Here is a 14,270-nt window from a genome sequence, read left to right as displayed (position 1 = left end):
ATTGCTTTTGTGTCTCCACAAGCTGCTACCACAATGTTGCAACGCTTGGAGCAAGCAAAACTAATTACTCGGCGCCCTCCAAAACGTGGTCGAGTGCTAGAGACTTATCTGACTGAGCGTGGTGAGGAGCTTTTGCGCGAAGGTGACAATATAGTAGATGAAACCGAAGCACGCTTTTTCTCAAATTTTACACCCTCTGAACTTCATGATTTTAACGAATATCTCCTGCGCTCTATTGCGAATTTAGATTTTAATAAATGATTAAACCAAACTAATTACAAACAATTCTTCAATGTAAATTTTTAACTATACCGTCTAGATGGTATAGTATTTATAATTAATCATACTTTATCTAGTAGTTATTGCAAATGATACAGAAAGCTATTGCACTAATTCCGTCTGAATTCCGTTGGGGGCTGTTTTTCCCAATGCTATTCCTCAACGGCTGGCTTTTGCTTATACTCGTACAACAAGTGCAACCTCTAACTACAATAGTTGTTCTAGCTATTTTGTTTGCATTCTTACTAGATTATCCAATTGGGTTTTTAGAAAAACTGGGTCTAAAGCGAGTATTGGCTGTAGTAATAGTATTTGTAGGCGCCCTAGTTGGTTTAGTTGCTCTCGCACTAACGTTGGTGCCTGAAATTATTCTACAAGCTAACGAATTACTAATTAATTTGCCCCATTGGATTGAATTAATTGACAAGCAAGTAGATGTTCTCAATGCTTGGGTCGAAGCTCGACAGCTACCAATAAATTTAGATGGGCTTACTGTTCAGTGAGCGCGAACAGTTGCTTCGTCAAGTACAAGTGATTGCAAGTCGGGCGTTTGATGTTGCTTTTGAGACTCTTGGTAGTATTGCGAATGTATTTTTAATCCTTGTTTTCACGCTGGTGTTGACTTTAAGCGGTGACAGAGTTTGGCAAGGTTTATTAACTTGGTTGCCTTTATGGTGGAGAGAGCAAATACAAAATTCTCTACGGCAAACGTTTGAAAATTTTATTTCCGGTCAATTTATTATTGCGACAATTTTGACAGTTTTACAAACTAGTGCATTCTTACTGTTAAATGTACCTTTTGGTTTGCTGTTTGGAGTGGTTATTGGAATTATGAGCTTAATACCATTAGGAGGCGCCACCAGCATTGCAATAATAGGTTTAATATTAACTATTCAAGATTTTTGGGTCGGAATCAAAGTTTTGCTTGTGACTGTTATACTTGGTCAGATAAATGAAACATTAATAGCTCCCCGTATTTTAGGTAACTTGGTTGGCTTAAACCCTTTTTGGCTTTTAATCTCGCTTTTCTTAGGCGCCAGATTTGCAGGGCCGTTAGGATTATTCTTGGCAGTGCCAATTGCCAGCTTTATTAAAATTTTAGCTGATGCAATTAGAACTTCAAGTGCTATAGAAAAAATACAGTAAAATTGTATCTAGATTAAGAGTTCGGAAATAGTTATGTCCCAATTTTCTACTTCAAGTAGCACTTGGTAAAGGTATATCCTGAATATCCTTACAAATTTCAAAGATCGAACGGTCTTCTACTTATTGAATGGTCTCTAAAATTTAAATTGTTCTCTGTCTATAATCAACAAAATCATCAGAAGTAGGCACAAACTTGCCAAATTTTTTATTATGCTTATCGTATATCCAAACGGATATATATTCCGCTTCCCTAACTTTATTCCATCCGTGCTTTTCGCGTGGATGTAACCACTTTATATGGATATAAAGAGTCAATATTATAATATTTATAATCATTTATAGACAGTTTTGTTACCTTATGGTTTATTCAAATGGCTCGTTTAAAGATAATAATCTATTTTTGTTATCTGCTTCATCTTCTACTAGCTTTAGTAATACATCAGGTGTCAATACATTTTCTCCTGGGATTTCAATAGTTACAGTTTTATCGTTTTTGGTATCTTGTCTTCCCTTTAATGATATCCAATAAGCACAGCTTTTAACCAATGTTTCGTTTTGTAATCACTTGATTTAACCTTAGAAGCAAATGCACTTATTGCCCTAGTTGATGGCATTGGAACAGGAGTAGTCATCAACCCCGAACAGTTTCACGCTCCGCAGCAACGATACCTCGTGCAGCGATATATAAAAACTTTACTTGCTACATCTTGAACACCTAACGCAGCATCCACAGCAAAATACTCAATACCCGATCTACAGGTGGCAGGGGGTAATCCGCCAGATCGATTGTCAAGGTTTGTCCTTCTAGCTTCAAAAATCGCCAAGCCGTTCCACTGGTGACACAACCATAAATCACCGATATTGATGAAGAAGCCATTTCATTAAATATCTGTGCTGCAACCATTTCTGCGGCACATTGCCCTAACCCAGACTTAGTATCCTCTTTCTTGGCTTCGACAATAATCACCGCAGGTGCTTTAATAAATAACTGCTCCGCTGATTTACTTACCAGAAAATCACAACGTCCGCTCAATTCTGCCTCCACATCCACCGTAAAATCTTCGCCAGAGAACACGCTTACCTGCCGATTTAACCGTCGTCGAACTTCCAACAAAATTGGCGTAATAATTGCCTCCGACCTAGCCTTCTCGCTACTTACCGCAATTGCCCAAGGTAAACTATCCGCCAAAGTTTCACGCAGCAACTCACTCGGCGCAACCGATTCTAGTTCGGGAATAAACGTGTCACCTTCCACAATCATAAGCGAAAAGTCTTGAACTACCTTGCGTAATGTGAACTTGTTGTATGGCATGGTTTTTGTAAATTCCAGCTTGCTACCGTATTTTAGCGAAGAAGTAAATCGTGGGAGTAATATTGACATGTTAACCGTCTAGCTGGTACAGGAAAAAAGTGTTAGCAAATATTCAAATTAACCCGAGTTGCTAGTTACTCACGAGGTAACAAGGACACCTCGTATCACAGGGTACCCAACCATAATAAAATCCCCTCCAGAAGAATAATTTGGAGGGGCATATGCGTTCACGAAATAATTGCTATCTATGCGCTTCCCCGACGACTTGTTGAAGGCTATTGGGCATGAAGATGATATCCGTAGGGGCATGAGTGATGCAGAAACTATTACAACAGATGACAGTGGCAGAAATATTTTTCTGTGGTAATCACAGCAATGCTTGTAGATATATGAGAGACCATAATCTCGTTCCACAAATGTTAGAAAAATCACAATTCAATTGGCGCCTGCTTGATTATTTCAAATTGGCGCCTTCTAAGCATCTATATTGGTGAAAGAATATTAAGCAGGACTTACGCATGAAATGTTAAAAACCTGGTTTTTTGCATAAGTCCTGTTGATAAGCAAAAACTTGAAATCTATTGGTAGACACGGGCTTTGCGAGTTCCGGTGACAGCTCCCATTATTGATGCGAGTAAACCCAGCAAAGAACCTAAAACAAACCACCACAAACCACTACGTACATTCGCAGCAGCTTCACGGGTTTGTTGAGCGCTTACATTCGGTGTATTTGCAGGTAAATTCAAGTTACCTTGCTGCTGAACTTGGTTGATAACCTCACCTGCATTAGAAGCGGCAACACCAAAAGCACCAGATACTCCACTTGCTATTAACCAAGAACTAAGTGCTAAAGTAGTTGCCCACAAAATTGCACCGTTAAGAATAGCTGTACTGCGGCTCATTGGGCCACAAGCACGAGCAGTCACCCAACCACCTGTGAATAAAGAAATTAATAAACCAATAATTGACCCAATGCCTACATTCGAGGCAACATCGGACGAAATTGTTCTGGGGGCGCCTGAATTTTCAACGCTACCTGCCCCAATCGCTGCAAATAAAGCACTCAAAACGAGTTGAGTAGCAAGAGCAACTACCAAACCTGAAATAATTGGACCCCATCGAACACGGTCATGATAATCGCCAACTCTATCTGCAACTACAGGGTTAGCAACATAATCACCTGTAGGCTGATTAACGTATGCCATTAGTTTATTTTTCCTCTGAATTTCTGAATTAAATCTGATTGCAAAAAGCTATTCTTTGCAAATAAGCCTTAGCATTAAAATTATATTAAAATTTATAATTTGACTATCTGCCATCAGGAGTAATTAATATATCCGTTTGGCGTAATATTTATTAATAGTTTGTAAAGATATGGTAGGACAGGTGAGACACCTATCCTACGGTTATTTATTGCCAGACGTAAATTAGGATAAATAAGATAATCCAAATTACATCGACAAAGTGCCAAAAAAGTGAGGTAGCGTATACTCCGTAGTGACCGTTATCAAAGTTACCTGGAATGAATGAGCGTGCGAGAATTATTGTTTGTAAGATAATACCTGTCAGAACGTGTAATCCGTGGAAACCTGTTAGTAGGTAAAATAAACCACCGAATACGCCTGTGGTAAAACCAAATTCTAAGCCACCCCATTCTACTGCTTGACCGTATAAAAAGTAGCTACCCATGAGCATTGTTAATAGCAGAAATATCCGGTATCCCCAGAGGTTATGACGTAATAATGCGCGTTCTGCAAAGTAGATAACAAAGCTACTTGAAACTAGGATAACTGTGTTGATTGTTGGTTCTTTTATTTCTAGACCTGATACACCAGTAGGTAGCCAGGTTGGTGTGGAGAGTTTGGTGACGATGTATGCTGCGAAGAAGCTTAGAAAGATTACACTTTCTGAAAGTAGAAATACTACGAAGCCGTATTGTTTATTTCCTTCTTCGTCGTGTTCGTGGGCATGTGGCGCCTGTATATGGGTTTTTATTGAGGTTTCCATGATTGGTAGTGGTTGATGGGGCGGTATTGGTTGATGGGGGCGGGTGAACGTTAACCCACCCCTACGTTATTCTTGGTGTGCGGCGCCTGCGACTAGGGGTTCGTTCATGCCGTAACCGTAGGGTGGTGATACTACTACGGGGATTTCTTCAAAGTTTTCAACGGGTGGTGGGGAGGATACTAACCACTCTAGACCTATTGCGCGCCAAGGATTATCTGGCGCCTTGTCTCCGTTTATCCAGGAACTAATCATGTTTAAGATAAACGGTAATGTTGACATGCCAAGTATGAAGCCGCCGATACTAGCGATAACGTTCCAAAATGTGTATTCGGGGTCGTATGATGCGACTCGGCGTAACATTCCGTGTAAACCTAGGGGATGCATTGGGAAGAAGTTGAGGTTGGTACCAATGAAGGCTAACCAGAAGTGTAGTTTACCTAAACCTTCGTAGTACATACGTCCGGTCATTTTAGGGAACCAGTGGTAGATGGCAGCAAATAAGCCCATCGTGACGGTTCCGTAGAGAACATAATGGAAGTGACCGACGACGAAATAAGTGTTATTAACATGGATATCAATGGGAACTGAGGAGAGCATAATTCCCACTACACCAGCAAACACAAACATTATTAAGCCACCCAAGGCAAATAACATTGGTGTGTTAAGTCGAATTTTACCGCCCCAAATTGTCGCTAACCATGCGAAGACTTTAATACCAGTTGGTACCGATACAAACATTGTCGATACCATGAATACCATTCGCATCCAATTTGGTGTGCCACTGGCGTACATGTGGTGAATCCAAACTAAGGCACTCACTGCGGCTATCATTAATGAGGAAATCGCAACTACTTTGTATCCAAATAACGGCTTGCGCGAGTAAACTGGAAAAATTTCCGAGAAAATACCAAAAATTGGCAGTATTATTACGTAGACTGCTGGATGCGAATAAAACCAGAACAGATGTTGAAAGAGTATTGGATTTCCACCTTTATCTGGATTGAAGAATGCTGTACCAACGCTTAAATCAAACAGTAGCATTATGGCGCCTGCTGTTAATGCTGGTAATCCAAATAACTGAATAATTTGCGCGCTGAAAACTGCCCAAACAAACAGTGGCATACGGAAGAAGGTCATTCCCGGCGCCCGCATTTTGACGATGGTTGTAACGAAATTTACACCACCCATGATAGAAGATACGCCGGAAACTGCCACTGCAAGCAGCCAAATAAATTCACCGTTGATTAAGTTTCCTGTAGGGTTTTGGGTACTAACTGGGGGATAAGACCACCAACCAGCTTGTGCAGGGCCACCCGGTACAAAGAAGCTCACCATTAATAATAGACCCGCAACGGGTACCATCCAGAAAGCTGCTGCGTTTAGGCGAGGAAATGCCATATCGCGGGCGCCTATCATTAAAGGTACAAGATAATTTGCGAATCCAACAAGTGAAGGCTTTACACGTCCACTTTTTGTGGTAAACTGCTCTGACATTGATAATGGGGCAAGTCGATGCGAGTTGGTTATGTGAGAGTGTCAACGGGCGAGCAAGAAGATGCATTGGAGCAACAAACATCTCGGATAAACAAAGCTGGCGCCGTGTTAATTTTTAGTGATATTGAATCAGGGAGAAGCGACAATAGAAAGGAATTTAATAAAATGTTAACGATGTGCCGTGAGGGTCAAATACAGGAAGTTATTGTAACTCGTGTTGACAGACTTGCAAGGTCAGTAATAACAATAAGTAAAACAATAGCTTTGTTCGAGGAATTAAACGTAAAGCTTATTATCCTTGATGCACCAGTTGATGATTCGTCATCACCCTTCGGTTGGTTCTCACTAAACCAAATGGCAGGTTTGGCAGAATTTGAATCTAGATTACTTCAAAATAGAGTAAAGCATGGACTAGCGTATTTCCGCGAACAGAACAAAGCATGTCCACAACCACCGTTCGGCTATGTAAGAATCGATGAGAAAAACGAACCGGATATGACTTTACATAAATCCGGTAAAACTCACTGGGCTATCGCCGCAGAAATCGTTGAATACTTTTTAGAGAATAAAGCGTCGTTACGAAACACTGTCCAATATTTCATAAAGAAATATGATGTTAAGTTCTCACCGCCAGGACTAAGACAGTGGTTCAGAAATCCAGTATTAAGAGGTCACACTCGGTACGGCGTTAGAAAAAGCCGCATAGATTCGTCAAAGTGGGATATCCGAGAAAATACTCACACAGCTTTAATATCAAAGGAAGTTTATGAACAGATTGAAGTGCAGTTATCAGAGAATAAGAATCTTTGGGGAAAAAATTTTGAAGGTGGTAATAATAGAAACAGCGTTGGTCGCTATTTATTGTCAGGGCAAATAATCTGTGGTTGTTGCGGGTATAAGTGCTATGTTCACGACCGAAAAAAAACTAATGGAATCCGCTGTAAACGTCGAAGAATTTATGGTGATGCAGAATGTGATAATAAAACAGCGGTTCCATTAAAGAAGGTTATCGAAGCTGTTGATAGTGCTTTAACAGCAAGGGCTATTGAATTAAAGAATTACACTATTAACAATCAACCAACTATCGAAGAAACACCTGATATTATTGAATTAAAGGCTCGGTTAGAAAATTTACAGAAAATGCCACAGGATGAAATTATTGAGGATGCGGTACGGAGAACTATATTAAAAATTCAACAGTTGCAACAAAAGAAGACTCATGGTGTAACTGTCAGTAATCACTTAATAAATCAACTCAGGGAATCGTTTAATGATTACGAGTTCTTCAAGACTCTTCCGGACGAAGTTAAGAGCCAACTGTATAAAAAATTCGTTAAACACGTCAAGGTTTTAAACGGCGATATTGTCGAGGTTGCGCTCGTTGACATACTGGGGTAGTAGCGACGGGTCAGCCATTATTTTAGTTTTTGTTTCAACATCGAGGTGTTTAATCTTTTGATACAACAAGCCAAGTCTTAGAAGCGCTTCCGGCAATGTTTCTTTCTTCATGCAAACAACAGCGATTATTTTATATGAAATATTAGCACGGAGATTTTGTTGAAGTATATCGTAGCAAACAATTTTTGCGCCAATCCACCTTCTAATCAGAAGGTGTAATTAAGAACTGCGTAAACCTAATTACTCAAACTAATTTGGCTCAATACGTAACAGTTAACTTTAGCAAATATAGTTCGATTGATGAAAAATTTAGCAAGCGCTTGGAGCACTGGAGAATTCAAAATAGCATTAGTTATAACTCGTGTGATTAACATGACACTTCAACTCAAAGTTCCAAACATGGCTTGTTCTGCTTGTGGCGCCACAATTACAGATGCCATAAAGACTATTGACCCGACTGCTGAGGTTCAAACCGACCCAAAAACAAAATTGGTTAACGTTGAAACCAAAGCATCTGAGGTTGCAATCAAACAAGCTATCACAACAGCTGGTTACTCTGTTGCATGACTTTATTGGATTCTTCCGTCTTGCTAATTAATTTTTGCGTTGCTGAAGGTAATTCGTATTGTAATATCAGCAACGCTTTCATATCAATTTAATACTCATATACTAAGGAGTCACAAGAATGGAGAACACGACTTTAAAACTACGCGGTATGAGTTGTGCGAGTTGCGCGCGCAGTATTGAAGAAGCAATTAGTTCTGTTAATGGTGTTTCAGAATGTATCGTTAATTTTGGCTGGAGCTATGCAAAAAAATAAACCATAATCAATTAATAGCGACAAATATTGTTCGCAAACTTACTATTTTGTCCAAAGTCCAATAATTTATCTTTATTGAAAAATAATCCTTTAGATATATTTGACTACCACAAAAAATCTTATAGTTATTCTAACTTATGTATGACTATGTAAAACATTTAGATAAATCCAAAGAGAGAGTTACAAGTAGTGATTATTGGATAGTATATTATTGTCGTAACCGCAATTATTAAATTTTAACCTAAAATTTGTTGCCAGGAGCGAAAAGCTATGGAAGAGTACTTAAGCTCCCAAAAGTTTTTCTATTGAAGACATAGATATAACAGTAAATTGGCAGTATAAAATTTAGCATGAAATGCCAATGTACAAGAATATTTATATAAGAAATTTATCATAACTAACAACTTATGTATATTCCAGTTTCTCCTTGGGGATTGATGTCAGAAACTTACTTCAAGGTATTTCCAGCAGTTCGGAATTACTTAAATCACTGGAAGATTCAAGCGCAGCAAATTCCAAATTTAGAACTTCGGAAGCAAGCCTGTGCAAGTATTGAAGACAAACAATTCCACTGTGAAGGTGGCTCAATCTACGGATTACTTGCCATGAGCCATTGGCAGGAAGCGGTCGAATTTATCGTTGCTTATCAAACCATTAGTGATTACTTAGATAATTTGTGCGATCGCAGCAACTCGCTCGATCCCAAAGATTTCCGCGCCTTACATGAATCGATGGTTCATGCGCTTATGCTAGATTCACAAGACACAAATTATTATTGGGCTCGGGACGATCAAGCAGATGGTGGTTATCTACAAAAATTGGTTAGAACTTGCCAGTTAGTATTGCGTAAAGTATCGAATTATTCAAAAATTGCGCCGACACTGCATGAACTAGCAAATTATTACTGCGATTTGCAAGTTCATAAGCATGTCAAGCTTGACGAGCGGGTTCCACGATTAAAGACTTGGTTTTGTTCGCACCAGGAAAATCTTCCTCCGCTTCGCTGGTATGAATTTTCTGCTTGTGCTGGATCAACTCTGGGAATTTTTTGTTTGGTGGCTTATGCATTCGACCGGAATTTATCCGATGAGCTTACTCTTCAGGTTAAGAATAGTTACTTTCCGTGGGTTCAAGGATTACATATCTTACTAGATTATTTAATTGACCAGGAGGAGGATCGTATTAATGGAGATTTAAACTTTTGCTTTTATTACAAAAACAACGATGAAATAGTTGAACGATTCGAGTATTTTATTAAAAATGCAATGCGAAGCGTTTCTCAATTACCTCATACTCGGTTTCATCAATTGATCAATCAAGCGCTATTAGGAGTTTACCTCTCGAACAAGAAAGTCAAAAAGCAACAGGAAGTTCAGAATATAGCAAAACAATTGATTCATTTGGGTGGTAATCCAGCATCCTTTTTCTTCCGGAGTCGTTTACTTATGTCTCATTGAGGTTTAACTATGTCTAAAATTGCGGTTGTTGGTGCAGATCCAGCAGGATGTTCAGCTGGATATCATTTAGCAAGAAGTGGGCATGATGTTACACTACTTGACAAAAAATGTTTTCCTAAAGACAAAATATGCGGCGATGGCATTAGCATTGAATCCATCCAAGCAGTATCGATCATGGGAATTTACCCGCAGGATATTAGAAAATTGGCTTCGGACTATGCTCCCATTCACCGTTTTTTTCTGGGAGTTTCTAATCAAATTTATCATAGTGAAACGACAAAACTTGAAGCTTATTGCATTCCTCGACTTGTGTTCGATCAACTACTTTATGAGAAAGCAATTGATGCAGGATGTAATTTTATGACTCAGACTATTAACAAAAATAATTGGCATCATCAGGGGTTGTATGATGCATTTGACACTATTATTGATGCACGTGGCGTTTATGCAGGCGAGGTGAATGCTCTCGCTATTCGTGCTTATTGGACTCTCAATCGGCAAGATTTATCCCAAAAGGAGTTAACTGAAGCTCAAATTCACTTTGACCGCAGCTTGGGAGTAAATGGCTATGGCTGGATTTTTCCAGTTTCTACGCAGCAGGACTCTATTAAATTCAATGTTGGGGTTGGAGTTTGGTTAGATGAATATCAGAAAATAAACACCAATATTATTCAACTTTTTAAGCAATTTATCCAGAGCAACGAAATTGTACGACAGATGCAAAGTAAGGTGGTGAGCCAACAACCTCCAAAGGTATTTCCTCTGGCGACTGCTAAGAAAGGAAATAAGGTTGCTGATGGAAAAATTCTTAGGATTGGAGATGCAGCAAATCTAACCGATCCGTTAACAGGTGAGGGAATTGCGAATGCAGTCAAAAGTGGTTTCCATGTTGCACAAGCCATTAACATGGGCAACAGTCCCGATGCTGCAGCAGACAATTGGCAGTATCTCTACGAATCTCACTTTGAAGCCGATCTGCGTGCGGGTCTAGGCATCAAAGCGTTCAGAAAATTTTCATTCATGAATTACCTGCTGATCTGGCTGATGAAACAGAACCCTCGCGTTGCTCAACAAATCAGTCATGCAGTCGCTGGTGTCGTCCCTTATAACGAGGTTATAGCATCTCTTAGATATTAGCCCGATTTGCTCTTCAATCTACTATTTCAATGAATATATGCATCACTCTATACTTTAGGAAAATATTCTGTATCCTGAAGCACAAAATTAGATGCGCTTACCCTGCTTAAGTTACCAACCTGAGATGAAACCGGTCATGCTTCCAGCAAACTTTACAGCTATCTGGTTACTACCAATAATTGCTAAATGCTCAGGTTGCTGTATATATACTTTTTCACATTGAAATGAAATATACATGAAATCCTGTTACCGAAACGACAAAAAATCTAAAATAAATAGTCATGCATACACAAATGAAATCAACATGAAATTTTTCTATTCCATTCGTAACAAATATTTCTTATGCCATTAGGAAGACGTAACTATAGCTAGCAATTTTTTACTGTAGCGACAAAGAGGCATAAATACTGCCTTATGTAAGATTTATCAATTTAGGAGTCAAATAATGACTACAACAACTCATCAATCCCAGCTTGAAACCTGCATTCAGAACTGTCTTGACTGCCTGCGTGACTGCGAATATTGTGCAAGTGCGGGTCTTAGCAGCGACATGGTACAAATGATGGTTCAATGTATCAAGCTATGCCAAGACTGTGCTGATACTTGCACCCTTTGCGCGCGTTTCATGTCTCGTAATTCTGCTCTCCACACTCAAATGTGTAGTGTCTGTGCTGAAGCTTGTAACCGTTGTGCTGCTGAATGCGAAAAACATAACAGCGAACATTGCAAACGCTGCGCTCAATCTTGCCGTCGCTGTGCAGATTCTTGCCGACAAATGGCTACATCAATGGCTGCATAAGTAGCTCACTCATGATGAACACTGGCTGTCGCTATCTAAAACGACAATCAGTGTTCATTTCTTAAAAGCATTCATGAAAAAACTTTATTTCATGAATGCACATCTCTTTCTTCAATTACGGTTTGCAGTACAATAAAAATTCTTATGCCTTCTATCTTCTACTTACTATCTTCTTTCTAACGCCGATGGGTATACAGATTGAGCGATTAATACTGGTCTATTTTTATACTCTACTTCCAACTGTCTTTCAAAACCAGTATCCCAATTGAAACCAAACTCTCTTTCAATATCCGCAATAACTAAGGGGCGTAACACACCAGTAACAACAACTCTTTCATCTGCTCGAATAGGTACTTTTGGATTTGGATTTACCACTAACAAGTCTTGCCCGCCAATTAGTTTATCCTCATCAAGGGTAAATGAATTATCTCCAACGATTTTCTCAACTTCTGCTGGGACGGCAATAACCTTGTTATAGTATGCACTTGGATTACTGCTGATTTCCCCTGGTTTCGGTGCTAAAGCAATTGATTGTGCAATAATCGCTGGCTTATTTTCATATTCCACTAACAAAGTCGGGTCTAAGTCCAAACCATACTGTCTCTCAATGTCAGCGACTACAAGGTTAGCGACTGGGCCTGTGATTTGTAAGTCAACGTTTTCTGGTAACGGCGCCACACTTCCTGTGGCATTTATAACTATAATTGGCTCGCTGCCAAAAAATTGTTGGTCGCTAACGGTGAATGTAGTCGGGCTAATTTTTCTTACAGGTAGGCTTCTGATAGTTACAGTTTTACCAACCAGCTGGACTGTATTGTCAGCTACTTCTTCTGCCGTGACGTTAGTTTCTCCTTCAGCACGCCTTGCTTCTAGGTTGTTAGTGCAAGCAGCACCCAAAAACATCGTCGTTAATGCAAGCGTAATAGTTCCAACTTGAAAGGGTCTACGGCATTCACGTGCGCGCTTGCCACTAAAATTAGTAATCAATTGATGTATCATGAGTTCCTCCGTTAAAAACTATGAAATAATTGCTTAAATTGTTGAGCTATTCATCAAGGTATTACATCAAACTTTGCTGTAAATAACTTAAAAAATAGATAGTAAAGCTCATGTATTAAGGTGTACTAAGGGCGTAAAAACCTTTTAGGATTATTTATTTTTAAACATTAACTAAATTTTAAAAATTGCATTAATAGTCATTTAAAAATAAACGCACTTTTAATATATACCTCAATAGTGGAAAGTTGGTGGAAAAGTTTTACTACACACTAAATTACGACTTTAGACATAATTTAACTACGCTCGAAGTAATAACTTAAGCGCGACGTAGTTTTTGACCTCAGTTATGCAAATATTTAATAGGTTCAAAAGCTTTTTCTAGTTCCTGGTTTCCTTTTAGCAACTGTTGATTTTGTGACTGTAAAGCTGCCAACTCTTTATTCAAGTCTTCATGCTTAGTCTTCAAAAGCAAATATTTTTGTGATAGTTCTTCTTGCTCTGCTTTGGCTACGGTTAAGGAGCTATTAGCCCCAATTGCAAAGCGAGTAGCAGTACCAGCCAAGGTAAGGAAAATAATTGCAATAATGGTTGGCATCCAAGCGCTTAATTTGTACCTGTTTACCTGAGATTTATACTTATCCATTTGGGAAGTAGTAGTTTTTAATTGCTCGTTTAGTGCAAGATACCTTCTCTCAAAATCCAAAGTTTTAAACCGCATTATATCTAATTCAAATTTTTGCGGAGCATCATTTATATGATTTATTAATCTTTCCTCTGCATCGGGGTCTGAAATTTGCCCCTTAATACATTGGATAAGAATCTTCCTTGCTTCTTTAGAATCATTTGCATCAGCTATCGTATCTATTACCATCGTGTAAGCAAGTGTTTCTTTATCAGCATTAACACTTTCAACTAAGGAATTTGCGATTGATTCGTATAACATAAGCCTATGCCTTCACTTGACTAGTTAATTTGAAACTCGAATTTTACTAAATTTCGCGCACTCAAACTTTTGCCCCTCAGTTATGACTTCTTTCTCATCCACCCAAGCTTGCTGTAACTGGATTCTATGCACTTGAACTACCACACTAGTGTAAGCAAAATCGTAATCTCCTTCCTCTTCCCAAATTACTTCCAAGCTATTCTTATTTTGTTGCATTTGGAATTTATCCAGGCGCCATTTACCATATCCATCTCCTGCATCGCTGTAAATGCAAAAGGATGAAGTAGGGGTTAAAGATAAATTCTCCGTGTTTTCTAGTGTTGGGTAAATATGAAGAATTAATTGCCTATCTTCTTGCATCGGTAAAATACTTCCAGCTTTAATATAATCCCTGTAAGGATTACAAGCTTATTTTTTAAAAAATTTAGCACGCTAATTACGCAAGAGCCAAATTTGCTGTAACTATAAATTGGCAATCT

Annotated in this window: 16 protein-coding genes and 3 pseudogenes; 11 read left to right on the top strand and 8 right to left on the bottom strand. The window is 38.9% G+C overall.

Annotated elements, in window-relative coordinates; genetic code table 11:
• From DSM106972_RS52040 to DSM106972_RS50185, 3 genes are all read left to right on the top strand, one after another.
• On the top strand, positions 1-261 hold a 261-nt coding region (locus DSM106972_RS52040), incomplete at its 5' end, for a MarR family winged helix-turn-helix transcriptional regulator (protein ID WP_201800911.1).
• Positions 262-368: 107 nt separating this feature from the next.
• The gene (locus tag DSM106972_RS55275) at positions 369-782 is read left to right on the top strand and encodes an AI-2E family transporter (RefSeq protein ID WP_127087720.1); all 414 of its coding nucleotides are present in this window, start codon (positions 369-371) and stop codon (positions 780-782) included.
• On the top strand, positions 763-1,425 hold the full coding sequence (locus DSM106972_RS50185) for an AI-2E family transporter (protein WP_127087719.1): 663 nt from the start codon (positions 763-765) through the stop codon (positions 1,423-1,425). Before DSM106972_RS55275 ends, DSM106972_RS50185 begins: the two co-directional genes overlap by 20 nt.
• Positions 1,426-1,788: 363 nt before the next feature.
• Here the strand turns inward: DSM106972_RS50185 and DSM106972_RS50180 are convergent, their stop codons facing one another.
• The gene (locus DSM106972_RS50180) at positions 1,789-1,971 is read right to left on the bottom strand and encodes a DUF4365 domain-containing protein (protein ID WP_127087718.1); all 183 of its coding nucleotides are present in this window, start codon (positions 1,969-1,971) and stop codon (positions 1,789-1,791) included.
• Positions 1,972-2,001: 30 nt separating this feature from the next.
• Here DSM106972_RS50180 and DSM106972_RS50175 point away from each other — a divergent pair.
• Positions 2,002-2,136: pseudogene (locus tag DSM106972_RS50175) on the top strand (TetR family transcriptional regulator C-terminal domain-containing protein); the annotation flags it as partial.
• Positions 2,137-2,140: 4 nt separating this feature from the next.
• On the opposite strand, the gene DSM106972_RS50170 reads toward DSM106972_RS50175, so the two are convergent.
• On the bottom strand, positions 2,141-2,737 hold the full coding sequence (locus DSM106972_RS50170; RefSeq protein ID WP_127087721.1) for a hypothetical protein: 597 nt from the start codon (positions 2,735-2,737) through the stop codon (positions 2,141-2,143).
• Positions 2,738-2,956: 219 nt separating this feature from the next.
• On the opposite strand from DSM106972_RS50170, the pseudogene DSM106972_RS56185 reads away from it, so the two are divergent.
• Positions 2,957-3,186 (top strand): annotated as a pseudogene (locus tag DSM106972_RS56185) (IS982 family transposase); the annotation flags it as partial.
• Positions 3,187-3,315: 129 nt separating this feature from the next.
• Here the strand turns inward: DSM106972_RS56185 and DSM106972_RS50160 are convergent.
• From DSM106972_RS50160 to DSM106972_RS50150, 3 genes are all read right to left on the bottom strand, one after another.
• The gene (locus DSM106972_RS50160; protein ID WP_127087717.1) at positions 3,316-3,942 is read right to left on the bottom strand and encodes a hypothetical protein; all 627 of its coding nucleotides are present in this window, start codon (positions 3,940-3,942) and stop codon (positions 3,316-3,318) included.
• Between the two features lie 205 nt (positions 3,943-4,147).
• A complete protein-coding gene (locus DSM106972_RS50155; protein ID WP_127087716.1) occupies positions 4,148-4,744 on the bottom strand; it encodes a cytochrome c oxidase subunit 3 in 597 nt (198 codons plus the stop codon).
• 66 nt (positions 4,745-4,810) lie between these two features.
• Positions 4,811-6,238, bottom strand: a complete 1,428-nt coding sequence (locus DSM106972_RS50150; protein ID WP_233787141.1) for a cytochrome c oxidase subunit I — start codon at positions 6,236-6,238, stop codon at positions 4,811-4,813.
• Positions 6,239-6,256: 18 nt separating this feature from the next.
• On the opposite strand from DSM106972_RS50150, the gene xisF reads away from it, so the two are divergent.
• The 6 genes and pseudogenes from xisF to DSM106972_RS50120 all read left to right on the top strand — a co-directional run bounded on the left by xisF (position 6,257) and on the right by DSM106972_RS50120 (position 11,849).
• Positions 6,257-7,636 (top strand): fdxN element excision recombinase XisF, encoded by a 1,380-nt coding sequence (xisF, locus tag DSM106972_RS50145; protein ID WP_127087715.1) that lies wholly within the window; start codon positions 6,257-6,259, stop codon positions 7,634-7,636.
• A gap of 372 nt (positions 7,637-8,008) precedes the next feature.
• Entirely contained in the window at positions 8,009-8,203 is a 195-nt protein-coding gene (locus tag DSM106972_RS50140; RefSeq protein WP_127087714.1) for a heavy-metal-associated domain-containing protein, read from the top strand.
• Between the two features lie 118 nt (positions 8,204-8,321).
• A pseudogene (locus tag DSM106972_RS50135) lies at positions 8,322-8,435 on the top strand (heavy-metal-associated domain-containing protein); the annotation flags it as partial.
• Between the two features lie 428 nt (positions 8,436-8,863).
• Complete coding sequence (gene tbcS / locus DSM106972_RS50130; protein WP_127087713.1) at positions 8,864-9,913, top strand: tetraprenyl-beta-curcumene synthase; 1,050 nt, start codon at positions 8,864-8,866, stop codon at positions 9,911-9,913.
• Between the two features lie 9 nt (positions 9,914-9,922).
• A complete protein-coding gene (locus tag DSM106972_RS50125; RefSeq protein WP_127087712.1) occupies positions 9,923-11,050 on the top strand; it encodes an FAD-dependent monooxygenase in 1,128 nt (375 codons plus the stop codon).
• Between the two features lie 445 nt (positions 11,051-11,495).
• Positions 11,496-11,849: a four-helix bundle copper-binding protein gene (locus DSM106972_RS50120; protein ID WP_127087711.1), complete on the top strand. Its 354-nt coding sequence runs from the start codon at positions 11,496-11,498 to the stop codon at positions 11,847-11,849.
• Between the two features lie 165 nt (positions 11,850-12,014).
• Here DSM106972_RS50120 and DSM106972_RS50115 read toward each other — a convergent pair whose 3' ends face one another.
• The 3 genes from DSM106972_RS50115 to DSM106972_RS50105 all read right to left on the bottom strand — a co-directional run bounded on the left by DSM106972_RS50115 (position 12,015) and on the right by DSM106972_RS50105 (position 14,151).
• Entirely contained in the window at positions 12,015-12,848 is an 834-nt protein-coding gene (locus tag DSM106972_RS50115) for a hypothetical protein (protein WP_127087710.1), read from the bottom strand.
• Positions 12,849-13,188: 340 nt separating this feature from the next.
• Positions 13,189-13,791 carry a hypothetical protein gene (locus DSM106972_RS50110; RefSeq protein WP_127087709.1) on the bottom strand — a complete coding sequence of 201 codons (603 nt, stop codon included), beginning with the start codon at positions 13,789-13,791 and terminating at the stop codon, positions 13,189-13,191.
• A 24-nt stretch (positions 13,792-13,815) separates the two neighbouring features.
• Positions 13,816-14,151 carry a DUF5110 domain-containing protein gene (locus DSM106972_RS50105; RefSeq protein ID WP_127087708.1) on the bottom strand — a complete coding sequence of 112 codons (336 nt, stop codon included), beginning with the start codon at positions 14,149-14,151 and terminating at the stop codon, positions 13,816-13,818.
• Positions 14,152-14,270: the final 119 nt, after the last annotated feature.

This window comes from Dulcicalothrix desertica PCC 7102 (genome assembly GCF_003991905.1).
Lineage (GTDB): Bacteria > Cyanobacteriota > Cyanobacteriia > Cyanobacteriales > Nostocaceae > Dulcicalothrix > Dulcicalothrix desertica.
This window is presented reverse-complemented; position numbering and strand designations above follow the sequence as displayed.